The following is a 23,696-nucleotide window of genomic DNA, read 5'->3' as shown; positions in this document are numbered from 1 at the left end:
CCAGCCCCGCTCCGGGGCCCGCCGCCCTTCACCCCATTCCACACCGCCGACTCCGCCCGCACCCCGGAGGAAGAAATCCCGGACGGATTCCCGTCGTATGCCGATCAATTCCCTCACTCATCCCCCGATGACCGGCACCGGCACACGCTCGTCCCCAATCCAGAGGATCTGGGCTTCCGGGCCCACCGTCATGCCGAACTCGGTCAGCGGTGGCTTCCCTCGGTCCGTCCACCAGCGAAGTGCGACCTCCACCTCAGCCAGCAAATTGCGCTCCCCGAACCAGTAGGACGAAGCGTCGGGACGGGCCCACGCCCAAGAAGCGCGGTCGGCTGTCAGGAAGAACCACTCGTCCTGAACTCCTTGCCGGATGAACGAGACGCCAGGCAAGACCACGGCCACCGCGAACCTTGCGTGCACATTGGCCAACTCACGCACGCCCGAGTCATCCGCGCTTTCTTCGGCGAGATCGTGCGTGGCTGACCACAGCGCGGCCACATCGGGTCGCCTCCTTCGCTGTCCTCGGAGAGCCATGAACGTCTCGGCGCTGACGAACCGGCCACGGGCCCGACCCGGTTCCAGCACACGCAGTTTCAGCAACCCGAGCGCTTGGTCGTTCGGCAGCCACGGAGTCACGATTTCACCGTGAACCCGCGTCTGCGCGATCCACGCCATGGGTACTTCGGCCACGGACGCCGTGGAAATCACCCGGTCATACGGAGCCCGCCCGGGGAATCCCCCCTCGCCGTCAGCGCATAAAACCTCTGGGCCGTACCCGGCTCCCGCCAACGCCATCCGTGCTTGAGCGGCAAGCGCCGCGTCTACTTCCACAGTGGTGACGCTCTGCTGTCCGACCCTTTCGCACAACAAGGCGGCGTTGTATCCGCTGCCCGTTCCGATCTCCAATACGCGGTCGCCGGGCTGGGGGTCGAGCACGTGCAGCATGTTCAGCACGGCCCCCGGCGCACTGATCGAGCTCGTGGGAACCAGCCCTGTCCCGTCATCGGCCGGTTTCCCGTCGTCGACCTGCGTTACCAGCGCCTCGTCCAGGTGATAGACCTGCTCCGCCCATGTCCGAGGGGCATCACGACGGTCAAGCGGGTGCCACCGAGAATCACGAAAAACGTACGCCGTATCGGGCGCGAACAGATGCCGAGGAACCTTGTCGAACACCTCGCGCAGCCACGGCCGGGGAAAAAGCCCCGAAACCGCCAGCGACTCGGCGAGCCGCCGGCGGAGGGGACCGAACTCATCGGTCACTCAGTCGTCCTCTTCCTTACGGTGCGACCCGGTGTCGCCGCCGCCAATCGTGGGCGACTCGCCGTCCGTGTCGCCGGGCGGCCCCTGCGGGGGCCCGTCCGGACCCGGCGCACCATGCTGTCCACCAGTCATTGCCTTCTCCATTCGAGGGGTTTCCGGATAGTTCTGGCTTGCAGCCCGTTCTCGACCGGAAATGCACGCGGGGCGCCGGACGAGGACGGACCCACCTCTCCAACCGCTTCGTAGCAGGCGGAGAGGAGCTTCGATGGCCTTCCTGAGTTGCCCCGCCCCGGTGGTTGGGAAGGCCCTTCCGCTGACGCCACCGGGGCGGGTCCTCGCCCCCCTGCGGATTGGCCTTTCGGCACACCAGGGGATGAGGTGGTGTCCTGCCCCTCCGGAGGAATCGATTGCCGCAGAGGAAGGAGTTTCGACACCCGCCCCGGACTCGACCTGTCCAGTGACCGCTCCGAGGCGGGCGAGCTTTTCTGACGCGTCTACGCGGACCGCACACTCGAATGAGGGAAGCAGAACCGGATTGGACTCTCTTCCTCACTCGCTATACCGCCACGCGAGGCGTCTCGGGGGAAGTGTCGGGTCCGGCCCGGCATGGCTCACGGCCACTACCAGGCCGGGGCCCTCCTCCCCTGCTATTCGGTGAGGCTCAAGCGGCTAAGCGACGCGGCGGCCTTCCCTCGTCGGTCGGCACCCGTTTGGCTTCAGGCGGTTTCGGCGGACAGTAGGGGTCGCCCTCGTGTAGCGAGTTGCACCTGAAGCATCTGCTGGACCTGTCGTCCCACAGATAGATGGCTTTGCATTTGGGGCACGTGACGGGCATGCCGCCCGCTTCCGCTGGCATGTGTGCCTTTCTTTCGCCTTCGGGGTCTGGGAAAGCGACGGATGTCGGAGGTCCCGCCCCTGCGCATGGACCGTGCAGGGGCGGAACCTCCATTCACCTCTGCGGCTTGCCAGGGGGAGGCCCGGCCGCAGAGGGGCTTGGAGTGATCAATGCGGTAGTACACCTACACCTGCGGAGGCTTGTCTCCGGTCATCGCCGCGTTCTTTCGGGCTGATGATCGGCATACACAGCGGCGGCCCGCTTCACGAGCACGGAGAGGTCACGCATGTACGTCCAGCAGGAGACCGTGATCGCCCCGTCCTTCGGCCGTCGGCTCAGATCGAGCAGCCGGTGTGCCTGCTTCCGAAGTTCGTTCGCCGAACCGTCATTGGCTCCGAAGGACCACATGACGAACTGATGCAGGTGCCCGATCAGCTTCCCCGTGGCCTGCCTGATGTCCTCGCGCCTGTCCAAGGCGCAGGGCAACCCGTCCGCCAAGACGACCGTGTCCCGCACTTCCTTCAGTCTGACCGGCGCCGTGGAACCGCTTGCGGACGTGGCTCCACCCAACAGAGGCCGGTCGGAGACATCAAGGTAGGTTGCCCATGCCGGAAGCGTCAGGAGCCAATGCCGTAGCTCCTGCTTGCTGTCTTGGTAGAACGCCACCTCGTCTTCATGCGGCACCACGAGGCCCTCGACCTCCCGCGCTTCCAAGAGCCGCTGCACCTCGGGCCACGCCTGCCGGTCAGCGCATGTGCTCGTGATGCTCGTGGTGTCGTACAGAGCGGCGCGCACCACCCAGTCCCGAGCCTCGGCGTACGTCCGCAAGGCTGCCATGACTTCTTCCGGCTTTTGGCCGTCGTGGATGCACGCGTACAGGGCAACCGGGACGCGCTCAGGGAACCCGCTGGCGGCTGCGGCGATGCCGACGCGCCGTAGGTGCGACGCGGAAGTCCGGTTCATGGAGGCAACGATCTCGCCGCTCGGGGCTCCCGTACAGAAACCAGACGTACGACTTCCCCGCTTTATCTACATCCAACTCGGCCGACATGTACGACCGTTGGTGTCGACGAATGGGAAAGTCGTCCGCTGTATACCAGTAAGCGAAGCAGGACGCTGCAATCGCGGTTACAGGGCCGTTTTATTCGTTGCCGGCGGGAAGCCGTCGACACCCGGACGGACTCCGATGAGCTGCGACACCCGGCGCAGGCGAGCTGTCGACGCCCGGCCGATCTTCTGCACGATCACGCCAGGAAGAGCCTGGTGGCGTGCCCATTGCGGCGCCCTCGTCAGGGCCTCTTCCAGCGTGTCGAGGGATGCGTCCCACAATTTGGCGTCCGCCTGGGCCAGGGCCTTGTCCATCGCATACCGATTCCGAGCCGCCTGAGTGAGCTGCGAAACGTCCCGGATATCGTTCACGAGCGCGATGGCCTTGGCCGTCTGCCCTAGGGCGATGTTGATGCCGACGGCCTGCGTCGTCGCTGTCACCGGGCCGAACGAGGTGCCATGCGCCTTGTGCTCCTGTCCCATACGAGCGCCAGTCGCATGGGACTGCGACAGGAAGTCACCGGCTCGGTCCTTGTCTCCCATACGTGATGCGACGACTGCCGCGAAGTTGATGTGTGACCCGTAGACGGTAAGGCGCTCTGGGGTGGCGGTGGAAAACTGCGGCTCGATGTCGAGCGCGGCCTTCTCGGCGAGAGAAAGAGCCTCGGGAAGCCGCGCATCCCTCAGGTAGACCCACGAACGGCCGGAGGAGACCAGCGCGGGGAGCAGTTCATCCGCAGAGCGCTCGGCCGCTGCTTGGGCGTGCCCGATGGCGGCATACGCCAGGTCCCGTGCGCCCATCAAGTTGGCCACGTACGCGGCAAGCCGGTGAGCGTCCGAGAGCAAGGACCACCCCTCAGCTTGTTCACCAACCGACCGCTCACGCAGGTGCACAGATGCCTGAGCGATCAAGGGCCCACACAGGACACCGGCCTGCATGTAGTCACCCGCCCAGTACAGATCCCAGCACCTGTCCACGGCTGTTCGCATGCCGGTCTCGGTGACATCTTCGATCGTGGTCGGCAGGATGCCCGCGGCCGTGTCGTGAACGGCCTGGGAGAGTGCCCGCATCATGGACCGATCGTCATGCTCCATGGCGCGACGGGGGGCTTGTTGCCCAAGGATGACGGACGTGTCGACGCCCAGCGCGTCAGCGATCTTCAGCAGGGTTGGAAGGCTGAGCTGCTTATCCTGCTCTGCCTTCTGAATAGTGACAACTGACAACCCGGTCATTTCGGCGAGGTCGGATTGTCGAACATCCCGCCCTCGTAGAACCTTGATCCGTTCCCCGGTGGTGTAGTCGCTCCACTGCGGCATGTTCGACTCAACTCCATTCTGGAACGTCGTCTCTTCATGCACGGTACCGGCCAGCCTCCTGCGGAGCATCGCCCATCCTGCGAACGAGTAAGACGCCGTCAATCGGTGGGCCGCAGCCGATCAGTGATCAGACAGCTCCCCCACCCTCACCCCAACTCCCGCCCCCGCGTCTCCGGCAACAACAGAACGCACCCCAGAGACACCACCGCCATCGCGCTCACGTACCAGCCCACCGACGCCGAGCCGAAGGCCGACTGGAGGCGGGTGGCGACCAGGGGGGCCACGGCGCCGCCCAGGACGCCGCCGAGGTTGTAGGCGAGGGAGGCGCCGGAGTAGCGGACCTTCGTGCCGAACAGTTCCGGCAGGTAGGCGCCCATGGGGCCGTACACCACGCCCATGCAGAACAGGGCGCCGCCGATGGCCAGGGCCATGAGTACGGGCTGTTCGGTGTCCAGCAGCGGGAAGAGGACCAGTCCCCACACCACCGCCAGTCCCGAGCCGATCAGGACGAGCGTGCGGCGGCCGGCGCCGTCGGAGCGGGTGGCGGCGAGCCAGGTGCCGGCGGCGAGGAAGAGGCAGGCGATGAGGGAGAGGACGAGCATGGTGTTGCGGGAGACACCCAGGGTGCCGGTGGCGTATGCGAGGCAGTAGGTGGTGGCGGTGTAGAAGAGCCCGTACGCGATGATCATGCCGCCCGCGCCCAGCAGCAGTTCGCGCGGGTGGCGCCGCAGCACCTCGGCGGCGGGGACCTTGCTGGCCTCCTGCGCGTCCATCACCTTCGCGAAGACCGGCGTCTCGCTGATCTTCAGGCGGACGAACAGTCCGACGGCCACCAGCAGGAAGGAGAGCAGGAACGGCACCCGCCAGCCCCACGAGCGGAACGCGGTGTCGTCCAATACGGACGAGAGCAGCCAGAAGATGCCGGTCGCCGCGAAGAACCCGACCGAGGGCCCCAGTTGCGGGAAGGCGGCGTACAGCCCCCGGCGTTTCTCGGGCGCGTGCTCGACCGCCAGCAGCGCGGCCCCGCCCCACTCGCCGCCGAGCCCGATGCCCTGCAGGAAGCGCAGCGCGATAAGCAGCAGGGGCGCCCACAGGCCCAGGGTGTCATAGCCGGGGAGCACGCCGACCAGGGCGGTGGACAGGCCCATCAGCAGCAGGGAGGCGACGAGGACGGATTTGCGTCCGACGCGGTCGCCGAAGTGCCCGAAGATCACCGACCCCAGGGGGCGGGCGGCGAACGCGACGGCGTAGGTGGAGAACGAGGCGAGCGTGGCGTTGACCGGGTCGAGGGTCGGGAAGAACGCCTGGTTCAGGACGAGGGCGGCGGCGGTGCCGTAGATGTAGAAGTCGTAGAACTCGATCGCGGTGCCGATGAAGGACGCCACGGCCACACGGCGCAGGCTCTCCCGGCCGCCGGGCGGGGCCGGTTCGCCGTCCGGGGTGGCCTGCCCGCTCGGGGCGGGTGCGCCGTCCGGGGCGGTCCGGGTGTCCGGCGCGGGACGGGTGTCCGGCACGGGTGCGCCGACCGACGGGGCCGTCGTCGCGCCTGCTGCTTCTTCCGGCGTCTGGGCCGAGGTCGGTTCACTGTGCACGGGCCGCACTCTCACCGGAGGGGGCGGGGCGTGTCAATAGGCGGGACAGGCCGTCTCTGATGGTGAGACCCGCGTGAGGTGGTGGCGGGCCGTGCGCCTTTTCGTGCCGCCGCGCGCCGGGAGCGGAATTTCCGTTTCCGGTCCGCGATCCGGTTCTCCGGTGCCTCTTCGGGGAATGCGTGCAGGCGACGATTCAGCAGCGTGGAATTCCGTGTCCCGCCGTGATCGATTTTCCTCGGGAACGGCAACGCCCTTTCACCGGTGGGCGATCCGGTGCCGCGCTCCGGGAGCTTGGAAGTCGTCCGCCGGAGGGTTCCGCAAGTCGTCCACCGGAAGGACCGGTCCGATGAATGCACAAAGGAGTGCGCATGACCTCTCAGGCCTCCCGTCGCCGGGACACCGCCGTCATCTTCCAGCGCATGGGAAGGGTACGGCTGTTCGCCGTTTTCATGCGGCCGACGGCACAGTACGACGTCGAGACCGAACGCGGCCGTGAGCTGATGCTCGACCACCTCGATTGGCTGCTGGATCTGGAGGACGAGGGGCGGCTGTTCGCCGGTGGCCCGTTCCGCGCGGACCGGGACAAGGACGAGGAGCAGCCGGGCTGTTCCGCGTCGGAAGGGCCCGTCATCGACGCCGGCGGGGTCTTCGTCATCGGCGCGGAATCCGTCGAGGAGGCGCGGCTGATCGCCGCGCGGGAGCCCTTTCTGCGGGCGGGGTGGCGGACGTGCACGGTACGCACCTGGTTGCTCAACGAAGGGCGGGCGGTCCCCGTGGGGCGCCAGGTCAGCGAGGACTTCCACGGGGCCGACCCGACGCTCGGCACGGCCTCTTGGGAGCGCGTCGACGAGACGGGGAAAGGGGCCTGACATGCGTGCCGTGCTCTACGACTTCGACGGTCTGCTCATCGACAGCGAAACGGCCGGGCTCCTTTCCTGGAAACGGGTGTACGCCGAGTTCGGTCAGGAACTCGACCTGGCCCACTGGCTTTGCGAGATCGAAGCGGGACGGGGTCCGTGCATGCCCACGGAACGGCTCGCGGAACTCGTCGCGGAGCCCGTCGACTGGGAAGCGGTGGAACGTCGGCGGATCGGCTGGCGGGACGAACTCCTCATCCTCCGGCCGGGTGCCGTGCGGCATCTTGAGGAAGCCCGTCGGCTCGGTTTCGCCACGGCCATCGTCTCCAATGCGCCGGATTGGTGGATCGGGCAGCGGATGGACAGTGCCGGAATCGGTCCGGATTCCTTCGACGTCATCGTCTGCAAGGCGGAGGGGCTCGCCCGTAAACCGGCTCCGGACGCCTATCTCGCGGCGCTGCGGGAACTCGGCTGTGCGGCCGGGGACGCCCTGGCGTACGAGGACAGTCCCGCCGGAATCCGGGCCGCCCTGGCCGCCGGAATCCGGTGTGTGGCGGTGCCGAATATGGTGACCGCGCATTTCGACCTTTCGGCCGCGGATCTGGTGCTGCCGTCCTTGGACGCCCGGCCGCTGGCGGAGGTGGCCGGCGCGCTGCTGGCCGCCGGCCACCCCGGGCTCAGGGGACGATCACCAGGCGGCCGGTCACCGCGCCCCGGGCCAGGCGGTCCAGCGCCTCGTTGATCCGGTCGAGCGGGTACTCCGCGGCGATCAGGCCGCGGAGTTCCCCGGCCGCGGCCAGCCTCACCACCTCCCGCGCGTCGGCGAGCGTGGCCCCCACGGAGCCGAGCACCGCCGTCTCCCGGGAGACCAGCGGGAAGACGTCCAGCGCCACCGGCCGCCCGGTGTACCCGACGACGGCCACCCGACCCTGGAGGTCGGCCAGCAGGACGTCCAGATTGAGGGATTCGGTACTGCCGACGGTGTCCACCACGACGTCGCACCGGTGGATCTCCATGTGGGAGGCGCGCTGCATGGCGCCGACCGGGTGCGGGTCCGAGGGATCGACGGCCGCGAGCGCCCCGTACCGCAGGGCCGCCTCCCGGCCGGCCGGGCGCGGGTCGAAGGCGACGACGCGGGCGCCGCGCGCCACGGCCGCCTGGACGCACGCCAGCCCCACCCCGCCCGCGCCGACGACCGCCACCGCCTCGCCCGGCAGCAGCTTGGCCACCGACCGCACGACGTGCAGCGCGGTGGTTCCCGAGCACCCCAGCACCGCCGCCTCGGCGAGGGAGACCTCCGGGGGGACGGGCACCAGGCAGCGCGCGGCGGCCAGGAAGTATTCGGCGAAGCCGCCGTCGGTGTCGAACCCCCACTTGGCGAGCGGGGTGGGGCAGAGGTTCTCCAGGCCGCGCGCGCAGCGGCGGCAGACGCCGCACCCCTGGTAGTAGTACGCCAGGACGCGGTCCCCGACGGCGAGCCCCGCGCTCCGGGCGGCCCCCTCCCCCAGTTCCACCACCTCGCCCGCGATCTCGTGGCCCAGCACCAGCGGCAGCCGGGGCGCGGTGGGGATCCCCGCCGCGAGGTGCAGGTCGGTGTGGCACAGCCCCGCGGCCCGGACCCGGATCACCGCCTCCCCCGCGCCCGCGACCGGGCGGGGGCGCCGCTCCAGGACCAGCGGCCGGCCGATGTCGTCGAGGACGGCCGCGAGCATGGTGGAGTGCGGTGCTTCCTCGGGGAGGCCCGGACCGGTCAAAAACTCTGGGGCAGGCGGGCCGGTCAGGGCCTTGGGGACGGGTGGAGCGGCCACGGCCCGGGGGACGCCGGACGCGTTCCGGGGGTCACTCATGGCCCTCACCGGGCCAGCGGACGTCGAGGTTCCAGGCCGCGTCGAAGACGTCCACCTGATGCTGCACACTGCGCAGGTACAGGAGTTTCATCCGCTCCCGGCCCGCCTCGTCGGTGCGGGCGGCCTCGGTCTCCATCATCTCGGCGTGCACCTGGGCCATCCGGTGCACGGCGCGCTGCACGTAGATGTCGGCCCACCGCTGGTAGGCGGGCGGCCCGTCGATGCTCACCCCCGCGAACCGCCGCCCGATGACCTCGGTGAACATCGCGCACGGCAGCAGCGCCGAGGCGATGTCCCCGATGCTCCCCTCCAGGGCGGTGCGGACCAGGTGGTTGGCGTACGCCTCGCGGGCCGGGATGTACGCGGCGGGCCCGATGCGCAGCTCCCCCTGGACGCCCAGTTCGGCGAGGATCTTCTCCTTCGCCCGGATCTCGCCGAGCACCCACACGTCGTCCAGGACGGTGGCGGCGGCCTTGGACCAGGACGAGCCGGTGGGGGCCTTCGCCAGCCCCAGGGCGAGCGAACGGTGCAGGTCGGAGATGTAGGGCGCGTCGTTGACCTGGAAGGAGACGAACTTCTCGACCGGGAGGCTGCCCTCGGCCATCGCCTCGATCCACGGATGGTGCTGGTAGGCGTGCCAGGCTCCGGCGGCGTGGCGGCGGCACTGTTCCACGAAGGAGTCGACCATCAAGAGACCTTCTCTCCGGAGGGGTTGACCGTGCGGTCGACGGCCTGTACGAGGGCCCGGCGGACCAGGACACGGACCAGGTGGCGCCGGTAGTCGGCGGAGGCCAGCGCGTCGGACCGGGTGCGTACGGTCCGCGCGGCCAGGTCGGCCACCCGGCGCACCGCCCGCTCGTCCACCGGGTGGGAGCGCAAGGAGGCGCCCGCTTCGGCGAGTTCCGCGCCGTCGTGCCCGGCGACGAACGGCGCGATCCGCACGCCGCGGCAGCGGCCGTCCGGGTGGAGGGCGAGCCGCACGGCCACGCCGCCGAGGTGGGCGCCGACGGTCCGCCGTCCGGCCCGGAGGAAGGACCAGCCCTCCCCGGGGCGCGTGCCGGGGACCTCGACGGCGGTGATCAGCTCGCCGGGCCCGGCGCCCGCGTCGGCGTACAGGTCGCGCGCCGCGCGGTCGTGCGTACCCGAGGCGCGGCGGACGGTGACGCGGATGCCGAGCACCGAGCACAGCGCGGACATCTGGAGCTCCGGCGCCGCGTGCGCGAGGACACCGGCCAGGGTGCCGCGCTGCCGGACGAGTTCGGTGCCCATGGTGCGCAGCGCGGCGGCCAGCAGCGCGTGTTCGGGGCGCCGGTCCGCGACCGCGAGGACGTCCGCCTGGCGGGCGGTGCAGCCGGCGCGCAGCACCGGCCGCGGGCCGCCCGGCCACCCGGGGACGAGGGTGACGCCGCCGAGCCCGGGGACGTGGTTGACGTCCACGAGCAGGGCGGCCCGCCGGCGTCTGGCGCGCAGTTCCGGCACCAGGCTGAGCCCGCCGGCCAGGACGGCGGCGCCCGGTGACGAGCCGAGCGCGTCGAGCGCGTCCGTCAGGTCGTGGGCCGCGTGGAACGCGAAGGGTGCTGCGTGCATGGCCGCCTCCGGCGGTCGAGCGGGCGGTGTCGTACGGCCGCGGGTGGTCAGTCGGCCTCGCCGGCGGCCACCTTGACCCCCGCGGCCGGCGCGTACTCCTCGCCGGTCACCGCCGCGCGCGGCAGCCGCCGTTCCAGCGGCAGCGTCAGGGCGGTGCCGAGCAGCGCGACGGCGCCCAGGACGATCCAAGGCAGCGCGGCGCGCTGACTGAAGAGCACGGTGAACAGGACGGGGGAGACGATGGTGCCGACGGTGAAGGAGTACTGGAAGGCCGCGAGGTAGGAGCCCCGCACGGCCGGGGGCGCGGCGCCCGCGGCCAGGGAGTTGGACGCCGGTTCGTGGATCAGCTCGGCCGCGGTGTAGCAGAGCAGCACCAGCAGCAGGAACACCGGCAGGACGGCGTGCGGCACCAGGAGGGCCGCGGCCGATCCCGCGCACCACAGGGTCCAGAACAGGCCCGACAGCGCCATCGCCCGCACGCGCGTCAGGTGGCGCCGGACGAACCGGCTGACGAGCGCCGGGGTGGTGGCGAGCAGGACGGTGTTGACGGCCAGCAGCGGTCCGACCACCCAGCCGGCCACGTCCAGCCCTCGGGTGACGTACACGGGGAGCGCGGTGGCCAGGAAGGTGCTGCAGATGGCGAAGGCGGTGTTGGCGAGGATCAGCCGGAGGTAGGGCCGGTCGCGCAGCAGGACGCGGTAGCCGGTGGCGGGTTTCGTCTCCTCGCCTGTTTGTCCGGCCGTCCCGCCCTCGTCCGTTGCGGACGCTGAGGACGTCGTGGATGCCGTGGACGCCGCGGACGCCGTGGACGCCGCGGTGGCCTCGCCGGCCTCGGTGGCGGCCGTCGCCGCGTTCGGGGGGTGGGCGCGGGCGGCGGGCCGCACGTGGACGAAGGCCAGGACGAGGAGCCCGGCCACCGCGAAGGACACGCCGTTGGCGAGGATCAGGAGGTGGTACGCGTGCGTCGACTCCCAGGCCAGGGCCGCGCCCGCCAGCATCCCGCCGGCGCCCATGCCCGCGGCCCGGATCATGCTGGCCCTGGCGAACCACCACTCCTTGGCCCGGCCGGTGGTGTCGCCGTCGGCCATCTCCGCGATGAGGGTGAAGATCGAGGACCAGTACACGCGCGCCCCGATCCCTTCCACGAGCACGGCCACCACGAGGGAGACCGGGCCGGAGACCCCGAGGTACAGGAAGAAGCCGGCGGCCTGGACGAGCTGCCCGGTGATGACGACGGGGCGGGCGCCGAACCGGTCGGCGGCGCGGCCGGCCAGCAGGGGGACGGGGAGGGTGAGCGCGGTCGCCGTGCTGACGAGCGTGCCGATGAGGGCCAGCCCGACGTCCGTGGCGTGCAGGAAGTACAGCAGGGACAGCGGCACATACAGGCCGGTGCCCAGCGCGTCCACCGACATCGCCCCGAACAGGGGCCAGGCGGCGGGGGAATTTCTCCGGGTTTCTCTACGGGGCACCTGAGCGGCCTTTCCTCTTGTTGCGTCTGGGTGCCGTACATTGTTCCGGCGCGCGCGGGGAAGGACAAATAAAAATATGAATGCACCACGCCCTGAGGAGCCGCGGTCGGCGGCGGGAGTGACGCTCCGGCAAACAGTGCCCATCTGGCGCGACGTGCCAGATACTCCCTGGTCACAGGCCGTTGGACCTGCAAAACGGTAACCCGCGGTCCGCCGCACCGTCCAGAAAGCGGTCAAAAATTCAATACCTTGATCAATTGAGCCGTTTGATGGGTCCAATTTCTCTAGAAATACGGGCTGGAATGGCCAATATCGAGCAGTCGGGCATGCGGCAGTTTGCCCGGTCCGGCGAGGGGTATTGAGCACCAGTACCGGAACAGGCCGACGGCCTTTTGCCCTTTCTTCTGGCCCGAAGTCGCGTCCGGTGCGAAGCCGCTGTCTGCTCTTGACGCTGCCGGTTCGAAGCCGCCGGCAGGCACTGCTTCCTCACGGGGAGGAACGCGGCGCGGAGCAGGACCGCGGTGCGGTTCTCATGGGGGAAACATGTCTCGATCCGATTCCGGCGCGAGCGCCGGCGCCCGCGCGGAGGTCTCCTGCGAGGTCGACGGGGAAAGCCACGGCCGGCCCGCCGAGCCCCGCGACAGCCTCGCCGCCTGGCTCGCCGGGCTCGGCCGCCCGGTCGGCGCCGGGTGCGACCAGGGCCAGTGCGGGGTCTGCACGGTGCTGCTCGACGACCGGCCGGTCCGCTCCTGCCTCGTCCTGGCCGCCCAGTGCCACGGCGCGAAGATCCGCACCGCGCGCTCCGCCGACCCCGCCCTCGCCGGCGTGCGCGCGTGGCTGAGCGCGGCCTCGGCGCTCCAGTGCGGGTACTGCTCCCCCGCGTTCGTGACGGTGCTGGAGGACGCCGCGCGCCGGGCCGGCGCGAGCGTCGTCCCCGGCGACGACGCCTTCGAGGTACGCCGCCGGATCAGCGAGGTGACCTGCCGCTGCACCGGCTATCCGGGCCTGGCGCGCGCCGCCGGTGGGCTGATGGCGGGCGTGCCTCCTCCCGAGCACGTCCCGCGCCTGGAGGACGAGCGCCTGCTCACCGATCACGGCGACTTCGTCGGCACCCGCGACCTGCCGGGGCAGTTGTGGGCGCGCGTGGTGCGCGGCCCCGTCGCGCACGCCGCCCTCCTGCGGGTCGACACCCGGCGCGCCCTGCGCCACGCCGGAGTCGTCGCCGCGTACACCGCCGACGACCTCCCGGAGGCGATGCGCCACCTCCACCAGGACCTCCCCGGCCCGCCGGAGCCCGTCCTCGCCACCACGGACATCCGGTACGCGGGCCAGCCGGTGGCCGTGGTGCTGGCCGAGACCGCCGCCGCCGCGGAGGACGGCGCGGAACTCGTCGACGTCGTCTGCGCCCCCCGCGCCCCGCTCGCCGGCCCCGAGCACGGGACGGCCCACCTCGCCGAGGACGACCCGCGCTGGAGCGCCACCGTTCACCAAAGCGCGGGCCCCGAGCCCGAGGACGCCCCCGCCGCCGTCGTGCTCACCCGCACGTTCCGCCTCCCCCGGCAGACCGCCATGCCCATGGAGACCCGCGGCCTGCTCGCCGACTGGGATCCGGGCGCGCCCCGCCTCACCGTCCACGGCGTGACCAAGCACCCACCGGTCAACCGGCAGCTGCTCGCCCGCGCCCTGGACCTGGACCCCCGCCGGATCGACCTGCCCGTCGGCGACGTGGGCGGGGCGTTCGGCGTCAAGGGCGAAATCCATCCGGAGGACCTGCTGATCCCCTGGCTCGCGGTGCGCGCCGGGCGGCCGGTCAAGTGGCTGGAGGACCGGGCGGAGCACGCCGTCGCGGCCCACCACTCGCGCGGCATGGTGTGGCGGGCACAGCTGCGGGCCGATCCGGACGGGCGTCTCCTGGGCGCCCGGGTGGAGATCGTCGCGGACGTCGGCGCGTACGTCCGCCCGCTCACCACCCTCCAGCCCCTGCTGGCCACCGCGATGTTCCCGGGCCCGTACCGCGTCCCCCGCTACCGTGCGCGGGCCCGCTGCCTGCTGACCAGCCGGACCCCGGTCGGGCCGCTGCGCGCGCCCGGCAGGCTGGAGGCCAACTTCGTCCGCGAGCGCCTGCTGGACATGCTCGCCGGCGAACTGGGCCTGGACCCGGTGGAGCTGCGCCGCCGCAACCTCCTGACCACCGCCGACATGCCGTACGACGTCGGCACCGTCAACGAGGGCCCGGTGCACTACGACAGCGGCGATTTCCTCGGCGCGTACGAACGCGCCCTCTCCCGGGCCGGTGGGGAACGTCCGGGGGAGACCGCCCGGGACGACGGCGCTCCGGACGGCCCGACAGGCCGCCCGGCAGACGATCCGGCGGGCGATCCGGCGGTCCGCCCGGCGGCGGACGACCCGGCACCCGCTCCCGAGGACGTGCTGCGGCGCGGGACGGCGGTCGTCCCCTTCGTCGAGAAGGCCGGGCTCGGCGGGGACGAGCGCGCCGTCGCCACCCTGCGCCCGGACGGCACCGTACGGATCGACGCCGCCGCCGCGCCCTCCGGGCAGAGCCACCACACGACGCTGGCCCACGTGGCGGCCACCGCCCTGGGCACCACGCGGGACCGCGTCGAGATCGTCCTCGGCGACCACGAATCGGGCGCCATGGGCCCCGGTACCTTCGCCAGCCGCACTCTGACGCACACCGGCAACGCCGTGCGGGCGGCCTGCGTCGCGCTGCGGAGCCGGGTGGCGGAGTGGGACGAGGGGGAGGCCGGGGCCCGCGAGGGGAAGACGGCCCGCACGGGAGGGAAGACCGGCTCGGGAGGACAGGCCCACACGGAAGAGACGGCCGGCGCGGAAGGACGGACCGGCGCGGAAGGGCAGGCCGGTCCGGAAGAGGACGCGGACACCGGGCGCTCGCCCGTTCCGCTCGATCTCGACGGGGTCGCGCGCGGGGGTGGCGCCGGCCTGCGGGCGGTCGGCCGGTACGACGCCGACGCGCACACCTACCCCTACGGCGCCGTGACCTGCTCGGTGGCGGTGGACCCGGAGCTGTACCTGGTCCGGGTCGAGCGGCTGGCCATCTCGTGCGACGCCGGGCGGGTCATGGACGAGCGGGTGGTCCGCGGTCAGCTCGCGGGCGGCCTCGTCCAAGGGGTCGGCGCCGCGCTGCTGGAGGAGATCCGTTACGACGAGCGGGAGATGCCGCTGGTCAAGGGGCTGGAGGAGTACCTGCTCCCGCTGGCGGCCGACGTGCCCGACATCGAGGTGGAGCTGCTGCCCCCGGCTCCCCCCACGGCCAGGACGCCGTACAACCCCCTCGGGGCCAAAGGCATCGGCGAGGCCGGGACCTCCGCCGCCGCGGCGGCGGTGGCCGCCGCCATATGCGCGGCCGTACCGGACTGGACCCCCGCCCTGAACCACCTCCCCCTGTCACCGGAGCACCTGAAAGCCGCCGTGGACGCCTGTGCCCGGCAGCAGGCGCACCGCGACGTTCCCGCACCGAGGAGCACCCCATGAACACGCCCCTGTACCCCGGTTTCCAGGACGCCTACCTCGCCCAGTTGCGGGAGACGTTCGAGAACGCCGAATACCGCAACGCGCCGAGGGGATTCAAGAGCCGCGAGCGCATCGGCGTGGGATTCGGCCTGCGTTCCCCCGTCCAGCGCCACGTCTGCCTGCCCACCCGCAAGGCGAACCTCGTCTTCAACTTCGCCGAGGCGCTCTGGTACCTCTCCGGGACGAACGAGCTGGATTTCATCGGCTATTACGCGTCGAGCATCGCCCATTACTCACAGGACGGCCGCACTTTGCAGGGCACGGCGTACGGCCCCCGCATCTTCCGGCATCCACCGGACGGCCTCGACCAATGGCAGAGCGTACTGCGCACGCTGCGCGAGGACCCGGACAGCAAACGCGCGGTGATGCAGATCTTCACCCCCCGCGAATTGACCGTCCCCGGCAACATCGACGTCGCCTGCACCCTGGCCCTGCAATTCATGATCCGGGAAGGGAAGCTGTGCGCGGTCGGATTCATGCGGGCCAATGACGCCTTCCGGGGCATGGTGAGCGACGTCTTCTCCTTCACCTTCCTCCAAGAGGTGATGGCCCGCGAACTTGGCGTGGACGTCGGCACGTACAGCCACCACGTCGGCTCCGTCCACGTCTACGACTCGGACGTGGAACGGGCCGCCCGGGTGCTGGCCGAGGCGGCGGAAGGCAAGGTGCCGGCCATCCCCTTTCCGGCCATGCCGAAGCGGGACAACTGGCCGTACATCCAGCAGGTCCTGAGCTGGGAGGCCCGGTTGCGCTCCGACTCCGTACGCCTGTCCTCCTCCGCGCTGGAGCGGCTGGACCTGCCGCCTTACTGGCGAGACGTCATCGGGCTCTTCGAGTGCTACCGGCAGGTGCGCCACGGCACCGGACGGGCGCCGGAGGTGGCGGCCGTCCTCCCCGGCCTGCACCGCCGGGCACTGGCCATCCGCTGGCCCCAGCACTTCGCCGAGGTGCTCGCGGACTGCCGGTCCTGAGGCTTTTCCCGCGGCGGCGGGAGGTGGACTGAGCGCGGTATCCGCTTTCCACGACGTGGGTTCTCGCCGTCGGCCCTCCACCGGAATCCCGCCATTCCCACGTCGCCCCTGATTGCCTTCCCCGAAGTCCCGTCCCACCGCTTTCCGCCAACGGCCTTCACCATCGGCCACCGAACCCCCGAACCCCGGCCCTCGAACCCCCGGCCCCGCCCATCCGCCCCATCCCGGCGCGATTTCCACCCAACGGAGGACAGCGTGACCCAGAACAGCCCCATCACCACCCCCACCGCCCTTCGCGAAGTCTTCGTCGGGGGCCCCTTCTTCCAACTCGTCGATCCGAAGACCGGCTTGATGTCGGAATCCGACCGGCTCAAGTTCCACCGGCTCATCGAGCACTTCGAGAAACGCGGCGCCACGGTGCACAACGCGCACCGCCGCGAGGCGTGGGGCGCGGAATTCCTCACCGCGGCCGAGGCCACCAAGCGGGACTACGACGAGATCAGCCGTTCCGACCTGTTCATCGCCTTCCCCGGGGTGCCCGCCTCCCCGGGCACCCACGTCGAGATCGGCTGGGCGAGCGCCCTGCGCAAACCCATGATCCTGATGCTGGAGAAGGAACGGAAACACACCTTCCTCGTCACCGGACTGGAGAACCAGGCGAACGTCGAATTCATCTGGTTCGACGACCCCGCGGAGATCTACGCCCATCTGGACGCGGCGGTCGAGCGGGTCCTCGGACGCAGCGGGGAACGGACCGTCATCGGCTGAGGCAACGGCCGGCCGGGCCCCGGGCCGGGCGGGAGGACGACCCCGCAGCGGCCCCGGCCCGGCTCCGCCCGCCGACAGCCCGCTGATGGCTCGGTGACGGCTCGGTGATGGCCGGTTCCGCCGGTCGATCGACGGGAGCCATGGCACACGACCGCTTCGGAAGGGAGCACGGATGGCAGCCGACGTTCCGGTCTGCCTGACCATCGGTTCCAGCGACTCCAGCGGGGGCGCGGGAATCCAGGGGGACATCAAGGCCTTCGCCTCGGTGGGCTGTTACGCGGCCACCGTCGTGGTCGGGGTCACCGCGCAGAACACCGAGGGGGTGACGGGCCGGTGGACCGTGCCCGTGGAAGCGGTGACGGCCCAGTTGCGCGCCGTCCGCGATGACCTGCCGATCGCCGCGGTCAAGGTGGGGACGACCTGGAGCCCGGAGTTGCTCGCGGCCCTCGCGCCCGAGTTGGCCGCCTTCGCCGCCCGCGGGGTGCCCGTGGTCGTGGATCCGGTCATGGTGACGGCCTCCGGCTCCTGGCTGTCGGCGGGCACCGACATGGTCGAGGCCGTGGCCCGGGACCTGCTCCCGTCCTCGGTGGTGATCACGCCCAACCGCCGCGAGGCGGGACTGCTGGCCGGCGCGGACGAGGCCGGACGTTCGCGGCGCGAGCTGGCCGAGGCGCTCGCGCGGTTGGGGGCCCCGACGGTGGTGATCACCCCGGGGCCCGACGAGAACGGCGACTGGTTCTTCGACGGCCGGCAGCACGCCCACCTGGCCGGCGAGCGCCACGACAACGCGGCCGAACACGGCGTGGGCTGCGCCCATTCCGCCCTTACCGCCGGTCTGCTCGCGCACGGCCGGTCCCTGGACGCGGCCGTCCGGGAGGCCGGGGCTCGGGCCGCCGCGGGCGTCCGCGCCGGGCTCGGACACCTGGGCGCACGGGTGCACCCGGTCGATGTCCTCGGTCTGGCCGGGCGGGCTCCGTGGGCGCGGGACCAGGACGTGATGACGCGCGCGCCGCATCCTCGTACGCATCTGTAGCCGACGAGCCTGCCCGCGCAGGGCCTCCGCTACCGGGACGAGGCCGGGGCGCCCACCGACACCGCGTCCGAGGGCGCCGGGGCGCCCGCCACCGCGCCGTCCGACGGCGCCGCGTCGGGCGGGTCGGCGTGCTGCCGCTCGGTCACCGGCTCAAGGGAGGCGCTGATGATGGCGTCCAGCACCGAGCGCGCCGCCATGAGCTCGTCGATCGACTCGTTGATGCGCTCCCGTTCCTCCACCAGGACCTCCGCCAGCTCCGGGCAGGAAGGCACCTCCGAGGCCTCGACGTCGAGCATGCACGGCAAGATCTCGGCAATGGTGCCGGTGCCCAATCCGGCGGCCAGCAGCGTGCGGATTCGGCGTACGGCGACCATGTCGGTTTCCTCGTACTCGCGATATCCGCTGGGACGCCGACGGGGGCGTAACAATCCCTGTTCTTCGTAGTAACGCAGGGCCCGTTCACTGATCCCGGCTCGGCGGGCGAATTCTCCGATACGCATGTGATCCTCGCCACAGTCAGTTGACTCTTCCGTCAACGTGAAGGTTTAGCGTAACCGGCATGACGAACGCGAATAACGACAACTCCAACTCCCCTGTCACCGTTATCGGATTGGGCCCGATGGGGCAGGCGCTGGCCGGTGCTTTTCTCGCCAACGGTCACCCCACGACCGTGTGGAACCGTTCCGCCGGCAAGGGCGCGGAACTGGTGGAAAAGGGCGCGGTCCGCGCCGGATCCGTCGCCGACGCGGTGGCGGCGAGCCCGCTGATCATCCTGTGCGTGCTCAACTACGACGCGGTGCGGGCGATTTTGGAGCCGGTGGCCGAGAACCTCAAGGGGAAGACCGTGGTCAATCTGACCGCCGACACTCCGGAGCGGTCCCGTGAGGTCGCCGCCTGGGCTTCGGTAAAGGGCATCGACTATCTCGACGGCTCGATCATGACCCCGACCGTCACGATCGGCAGTCCCGCCGCCTCCATCCTCTACAGCGGCCCCGAGGAGGTCTTCCGGGCGCATCAGCCCGCGCTGGCCAGTCTGGGCGGTGCCGCCACCCACCTGGGTACCGACCCGGGGCGGGCGGCGGCGTTCGATGTGGCGCTGCTGGACATCTACTGGACGGCGATGAGCGGTTACGTGCACGCGCTCGCGCTGGCCCGCGCCGAGGGCATCACCGCGACCGACCTGCTGCCGCATGCCAAGGGCGTCGTCGGGATCATCCCCGACATCATGGCCGTCCTGGCTTCCCAGGTGGACGAGCGCCGCTACCCGGGCGACCAGTCCAGCATCCGGTCCAACGCCGCGTCGATGGACCACATCATGCACGCGGCCGAGGGCCGGGGCCTGGACGTGGGCATGCTCAAGGCCGCCAAGGCGACCGCGCAGCGGGCCATCGACGCCGGCCGCGGCGGCGATGGTTTCTCCCTGCTGGTGGACGTGCTCAGCGGCGAGGACATCGCGGAGTAATCCGCTCACCGCGCCTGCCCGCTCCCTCGGCTTCCCCTTCGCCGGACGGCCCCGGCCCGGTCGCCGGGCCGGGGCCGTCCGGTTCCCGCGGACACGCGCGCACGCGGAAGTCCCCGTCCACACGGCCCCGTCGGCCCCGGAGAACGGCGAGGTGTCCGAAAGATCCGGGACGGCGGCTACGGTGGAAGCAGCGTGGTACGTATGTATCATCAAGGCCCTGGCAGGCGACGGCGCCTGACAAGCGACGGACCCGGCGGGCGACGGATCCGGCACGCGAAGGTTCCGGCAGGCGACGGTTCCGGCAGGCGACGGTTCCGAGCGTGCGCGTGCTCCCCGCCGACGCGTGTCGTCGCCGAAGGAGGAAGAAGAGATGGCGAGCCGGCGGTACACCTGCGGACTGGACGCGGCCATGGACGTGGTCGGGGGCAAGTGGAAGTCCCTGATTCTCTGGGCGTTGCACAGCGAGCCACGCCGCTTCGGGCAACTGCGCCAACTCCTCCCCGGCATCAGCGAGAAGGTACTGATCACGCATTTGCGCGAGCTGGTGTCGGCCGGCGTCGTGCACCGCGAGGTCTACCCGCAGACCGTGCTGAAGGTGGAGTACTCCCTCACCCCTTATGGGATGCGCCTTTTCGACAGCCTGCGCCCCCTGGCCTTATGGGGCCAGGAGCACATGAACCGGCAAACGGCGGCGGAAAGCGCGGACGAGAACGACACCGGCCGTCTGTCCGCGTGAACACCGCACCGGCTTGCGGGGACGCGGACGTGCGCGGGGGCGACCCGTCGGAGTAACGGCGCGCGAATTGACCGACCGTACGCGGGAATGACCGAACCGAACGCCGGAATGAGGGCGCACCGGAATCGCGGCGCGCGCGGGAATCGCGGCGTGGTGCGCCGGCATCGGACCCCGGCGACTCCCCCGCCGGTCGCCGGAATTCCGATCGCGATCGACCCGGGTCGGACAACAGGCCCGGGCCGATACGCGTCTTCCCTTACTTCACCCCATACATCGCACACCGTGCGCCCGCGGCCTCAAGGCGTGTTCCCACTCACGCCGGCCGCGGCGGCGGGCCGTTCCCAGCGGCCCTGCACCGGTGCACCTCCCCAGACTCGCTCACCGCATTTCGTCGATCAAGTACGAACTTTTCTCTCACCACTTACTTTCAGGTAAGTGTGACGACGCGTCTGATAAAAGAAATTGAGAGGAGCCCGTACGCTGCCGCTCCCCAAGCCTCAACCACCCGCCGACGACACGTCCGGAGCCGCATCCGGCACCGCGTTCGAATCCGCGTCCGAAGCCGCGTCCGAAGGCACGTCCCCCGCCCCCTCCACCCATCCCACCCCCCGCGCCGCCGACTCCCCCACCAGCCCCACCTCTTCGCTCTCCCCCGGCCGGACCAGCACCGGCCGACCGGTCAGCACCGCGCGGATCGGGCGCTGTTCGGACGACGGGACGGTCAGGCGCAACCGGCCGTCGCCGATGCGCACGCCGACGTCCCAGTGGCCGCGATAGCGGAGCCGGTAGCCGAAGCCGGAGAGCTGGGGCAGCGGGGCGGGGTCGAACCAGAGGGCGTCCTCGCGGGTCTCCAGGCCCGTCAGCCCGCGTTGGACGAGGTCGAGCGTGCCGGCCATGGCGCCGAGGTGGATGCCCTCGGCCGTGGTGCCGCCCTGGACGTCGGCCACGTCGCCGGTCAGCGCCTCCAGGCAGTACCGCCACGCCTCGCGGCGCCGGGCACGGGCCAGTACCCAGCCGTGCACCAGTCCGCTCAGCGTCGAACCGTGGCTGGTGCGCCGCAGGTAGTACTCGACGGTGGCGCGCCACAGGTCGTCGTCCATGGTGTAGCCCAGCCGGTCGAAGAGACCGGCCAGTTCGCGGGGCGAGAAGAGGTAGCCGAGCATCAGGACGTCGGCCTGTTTGGACACCTGGTAGCGGTTGGGGGTGTCGCCCTCGCCCTCCAGGATGCGGTCCAGCCGGCGGATGTCGCCGTAGCGCTCGCGGTACGCGTCCCAGTCCAGCTCGGCCAGGTCCCCGTACCCCTCGAACTGGCTGACCACCCCGGCGTGGAAGGGCACTCGCAGGCCGCGCGACACCGCTTCCCAGCGGTCGAGTTCGTCCGCGTCGAGGCCGATCTGGGCGAAGAGGTCGGCGCGGCGCGGGACGGGGAGGCCGCGGGCCAGGTCGAGCGCCCGGGCCAGCACCCAGGCCGCGGTGACGTTGGTGTACGCGTTGTCGTCCAGCCCGGGCCGGGTCGCGTCCGGGTATGCGTCGTGGTACTCGTCCGGGCCGACGACCCCCGTGATGCGGTAGCGGCCCGTTCCGGGCTCCGGGACGGCGCTGTCCGCCCAGAAGCGGGCGATCTGCGTGAGCATCTCGGCGCCCTTGGTGTGCAGGTACTCCGTGTCGCCGCTGGCCTCGCAGTAGCGCCACACGTTGTAGGCCACCGCGGATCCCACGTGGTGCTGGAGCCGGGTGTGGTCGGGCAGCCAGCGGCCGGAGCGCGGGTTCAGGTGCAGGGTCTGCGTCTCCTCGCGGCCGTCGCTGCCGCTCTGCCACGGGTACATGGCGCCGGCCCGGCCCGCGTCGCGGGCGGCGCGGCAGGCGCGCGGCAGGCGCCGGTACCGGTAGTTCAGCAGGGCGCGGGAGACTTCCGGGAACCGCAGGTTCAGGTACGGCAGGACGAACAGTTCGTCCCAGAAGACGTGTCCCCGGTACGCCTCGCCGTGCAGCCCGCGGGCCGGTACCCCGACGTCCAGTTCGGCGGTGTGCGGGGAGAGCGTCTGCAGGACGTGGAAGATGTGCAGCCGCAGGATGCGGCCCGCCGCGCCGGGGACCTCCAGGTCCGCGCGGCGCCACAGGCGTTCCCAGGCGGCCCGGTGGCCGGCGAGCAGGTCGCCGAAGCCGGGCGCCCGGTCGACCGCGTCCAGGGCGGCCTGGGACGGGTCGCTGATCGCCGGGTCGCGGGAGGTGTGCAGCGCCACGGTCTTGTCCACGACGACCGGTGTGTCCGCTTCCAGGGGCACGGTGAGCCGGTGCACGGCGCTCTTGGGGCGCAGCAGCGTCCGCTGATCGGCGGCCGTGCCGGTGGTGACCCGGGTGCGGGCGGCGAGCGCGATCCGGACGTCGGAGGTGGAGGTGCGGCAGCGCAGCCAGAGGGTGTCGGGGGGCGGGGCCGCGTGCTCCCCGGCGCCGGAGCCGCGTCCCGAGGTCTCCGGGCGAAGGCGAACGGGAGACTCCGGACCGGGGCCACCGGAAGACTCCCGGACCGGCCGAACGCCGGACTCCCTGCCGGGGACGTCGGGAGACTCCGGGCCGGGCCCGTCGGGGGTCTCTGCCGCGGGGTGCACCATTCCGGTGTGCATGCGGACGAGGTGGTGCTTGGCCAGGGCGCTGTAGCGGGCGACGCCGGCGTTGGTGACGTCGCCGTCGAGCGCCGACTCGATCTCCACCGTGCCGGACCACCCCTCGGCGGTGAACTCGGTCGACAGCGCGGCCAGGTGCGGGTCCCCCATGTGCACCAGGCGCGTCTGGCGCACCCGTAGGACGCCGCTCCCCGTCGTCCGGATGCGCAGGTGCCGGGTCAGGGTGCCGCCGCGCAGGTCCAGGACCTGGCGGGAGGAGAGGAGCGAGCCGTCGCCGGGGCGGAACCAGGGGGCGTCCTCCGGTCCGTCCTGCGATGCGGCCTCCGGCCCGTCCTGCGATCCGTCCTTCGGTCCGTCCCCCGTGCGGACGCGGAAGCGGAAGGGGAGCCAGTTGGGGAGGTTGACCAGGTCCTCGTTCTCCACCCGGCGGCCGGACACCTCCGAGCGCAGGCGGTTGTAGCAGCCGGCGACGTAGGTGCCGGGGTAGTGCACCGGCCCGGCCGTGGTCTCGGGCGCCGCGCCCCGGGTGGCCAGATAGCCGTTGCCCAGGGTGCACAGGGCCTCGCGCAGGCGCTCGCGGTCCGGGTCGTACCCCTCGTACTCCCAGGTCCACTCCGTCATCGGTCCGGCCTTTCGCGTCGTCACCGGGCCGTACGCCACCGGGCGCGCGGCGGTGGGGGCGGGCTGCGACAGCTTTCCGTCGGGTGACGATACGCAGCGCGGTGCGGGGCGCGCGCCTGCC

At 71.3% G+C, this 23,696-nt stretch carries 18 protein-coding genes; 8 read left to right on the top strand and 10 right to left on the bottom strand.

Features of this window, described 5'->3' with window-relative positions:
• Positions 1-117 precede the first annotated feature (117 nt).
• From ABZX96_RS26815 to ABZX96_RS26800, 4 genes are all read right to left on the bottom strand, one after another.
• Positions 118-1,257 (bottom strand): methyltransferase domain-containing protein, encoded by a 1,140-nt coding sequence (locus ABZX96_RS26815; protein WP_355549304.1) that lies wholly within the window; start codon positions 1,255-1,257, stop codon positions 118-120.
• Positions 1,258-2,302: 1,045 nt separating this feature from the next.
• Complete coding sequence (locus ABZX96_RS26810; RefSeq protein ID WP_355549302.1) at positions 2,303-3,055, bottom strand: hypothetical protein; 753 nt, start codon at positions 3,053-3,055, stop codon at positions 2,303-2,305.
• Positions 3,056-3,220: 165 nt separating this feature from the next.
• Positions 3,221-4,498, bottom strand: coding sequence for a helix-turn-helix transcriptional regulator (locus ABZX96_RS26805; RefSeq protein WP_355549300.1), 1,278 nt, complete (start codon positions 4,496-4,498; stop codon positions 3,221-3,223).
• A 104-nt stretch (positions 4,499-4,602) separates the two neighbouring features.
• Positions 4,603-5,856: an MFS transporter gene (locus tag ABZX96_RS26800; protein ID WP_355549370.1), complete on the bottom strand. Its 1,254-nt coding sequence runs from the start codon at positions 5,854-5,856 to the stop codon at positions 4,603-4,605.
• A 560-nt stretch (positions 5,857-6,416) separates the two neighbouring features.
• Here ABZX96_RS26800 and ABZX96_RS26795 point away from each other — a divergent pair.
• Complete coding sequence (locus tag ABZX96_RS26795) at positions 6,417-6,917, top strand: YciI family protein (protein WP_355549298.1); 501 nt, start codon at positions 6,417-6,419, stop codon at positions 6,915-6,917.
• A gap of 1 nt (position 6,918) precedes the next feature.
• Positions 6,919-7,647: an HAD-IA family hydrolase gene (locus ABZX96_RS26790; RefSeq protein WP_355549296.1), complete on the top strand. Its 729-nt coding sequence runs from the start codon at positions 6,919-6,921 to the stop codon at positions 7,645-7,647.
• Here the strand turns inward: ABZX96_RS26790 and ABZX96_RS26785 are convergent.
• From ABZX96_RS26785 to ABZX96_RS26770, 4 genes are read right to left on the bottom strand one after another with little or no spacing between them, the layout of a single operon-like run.
• The gene (locus ABZX96_RS26785; RefSeq protein ID WP_355549294.1) at positions 7,583-8,752 is read right to left on the bottom strand and encodes an alcohol dehydrogenase catalytic domain-containing protein; all 1,170 of its coding nucleotides are present in this window, start codon (positions 8,750-8,752) and stop codon (positions 7,583-7,585) included. The genes ABZX96_RS26790 and ABZX96_RS26785 overlap by 65 nt on opposite strands.
• A complete protein-coding gene (locus tag ABZX96_RS26780) occupies positions 8,745-9,440 on the bottom strand; it encodes a hypothetical protein (RefSeq protein ID WP_355549292.1) in 696 nt (231 codons plus the stop codon). The genes ABZX96_RS26785 and ABZX96_RS26780 overlap by 8 nt, the downstream gene beginning before the upstream one ends.
• A complete protein-coding gene (locus ABZX96_RS26775; protein WP_355549290.1) occupies positions 9,440-10,339 on the bottom strand; it encodes an FAD binding domain-containing protein in 900 nt (299 codons plus the stop codon). Before ABZX96_RS26775 ends, ABZX96_RS26780 begins: the two co-directional genes overlap by 1 nt.
• A gap of 47 nt (positions 10,340-10,386) precedes the next feature.
• Complete coding sequence (locus ABZX96_RS26770; protein ID WP_355549288.1) at positions 10,387-11,808, bottom strand: MFS transporter; 1,422 nt, start codon at positions 11,806-11,808, stop codon at positions 10,387-10,389.
• A gap of 543 nt (positions 11,809-12,351) precedes the next feature.
• Here ABZX96_RS26770 and ABZX96_RS26765 point away from each other — a divergent pair.
• From ABZX96_RS26765 to ABZX96_RS26750, 4 genes are all read left to right on the top strand, one after another.
• On the top strand, positions 12,352-15,321 hold the full coding sequence (locus ABZX96_RS26765) for a molybdopterin cofactor-binding domain-containing protein (RefSeq protein ID WP_355549287.1): 2,970 nt from the start codon (positions 12,352-12,354) through the stop codon (positions 15,319-15,321).
• Positions 15,318-16,331, top strand: a complete 1,014-nt coding sequence (locus tag ABZX96_RS26760; RefSeq protein ID WP_355549285.1) for a thymidylate synthase — start codon at positions 15,318-15,320, stop codon at positions 16,329-16,331. The genes ABZX96_RS26765 and ABZX96_RS26760 overlap by 4 nt, the downstream gene beginning before the upstream one ends.
• Before the next feature lie 255 nt (positions 16,332-16,586).
• Positions 16,587-17,099, top strand: a complete 513-nt coding sequence (locus tag ABZX96_RS26755) for a nucleoside 2-deoxyribosyltransferase (protein ID WP_355549283.1) — start codon at positions 16,587-16,589, stop codon at positions 17,097-17,099.
• Between the two features lie 172 nt (positions 17,100-17,271).
• The gene (locus ABZX96_RS26750; RefSeq protein ID WP_355549281.1) at positions 17,272-18,132 is read left to right on the top strand and encodes a PfkB family carbohydrate kinase; all 861 of its coding nucleotides are present in this window, start codon (positions 17,272-17,274) and stop codon (positions 18,130-18,132) included.
• Positions 18,133-18,161: 29 nt separating this feature from the next.
• On the opposite strand, the gene ABZX96_RS26745 is transcribed toward ABZX96_RS26750, so the two are convergent.
• Complete coding sequence (locus ABZX96_RS26745; protein WP_355549279.1) at positions 18,162-18,632, bottom strand: MerR family transcriptional regulator; 471 nt, start codon at positions 18,630-18,632, stop codon at positions 18,162-18,164.
• A gap of 59 nt (positions 18,633-18,691) precedes the next feature.
• On the opposite strand from ABZX96_RS26745, the gene ABZX96_RS26740 reads away from it, so the two are divergent.
• Both ABZX96_RS26740 and ABZX96_RS26735 read left to right on the top strand, forming a co-directional pair.
• On the top strand, positions 18,692-19,594 hold the full coding sequence (locus tag ABZX96_RS26740; protein ID WP_355549278.1) for an NAD(P)-binding domain-containing protein: 903 nt from the start codon (positions 18,692-18,694) through the stop codon (positions 19,592-19,594).
• Between the two features lie 370 nt (positions 19,595-19,964).
• Entirely contained in the window at positions 19,965-20,330 is a 366-nt protein-coding gene (locus tag ABZX96_RS26735) for a helix-turn-helix domain-containing protein (protein ID WP_355549276.1), read from the top strand.
• A 497-nt stretch (positions 20,331-20,827) separates the two neighbouring features.
• Here ABZX96_RS26735 and ABZX96_RS26730 read toward each other — a convergent pair whose 3' ends face one another.
• A complete protein-coding gene (locus tag ABZX96_RS26730; protein WP_355549274.1) occupies positions 20,828-23,575 on the bottom strand; it encodes a glycosyl hydrolase family 65 protein in 2,748 nt (915 codons plus the stop codon).
• Between the last annotated feature and the right edge of the window lie 121 nt (positions 23,576-23,696).

Origin of the sequence: Streptomyces sp. NPDC003077, from assembly GCF_040611095.1 — a bacterium.
In the GTDB taxonomy this organism is placed as follows: domain Bacteria; phylum Actinomycetota; class Actinomycetes; order Streptomycetales; family Streptomycetaceae; genus Streptomyces.
Note: the sequence above shows the minus strand (reverse complement) of the source record. Positions and strands in the feature narration are given on the sequence as shown.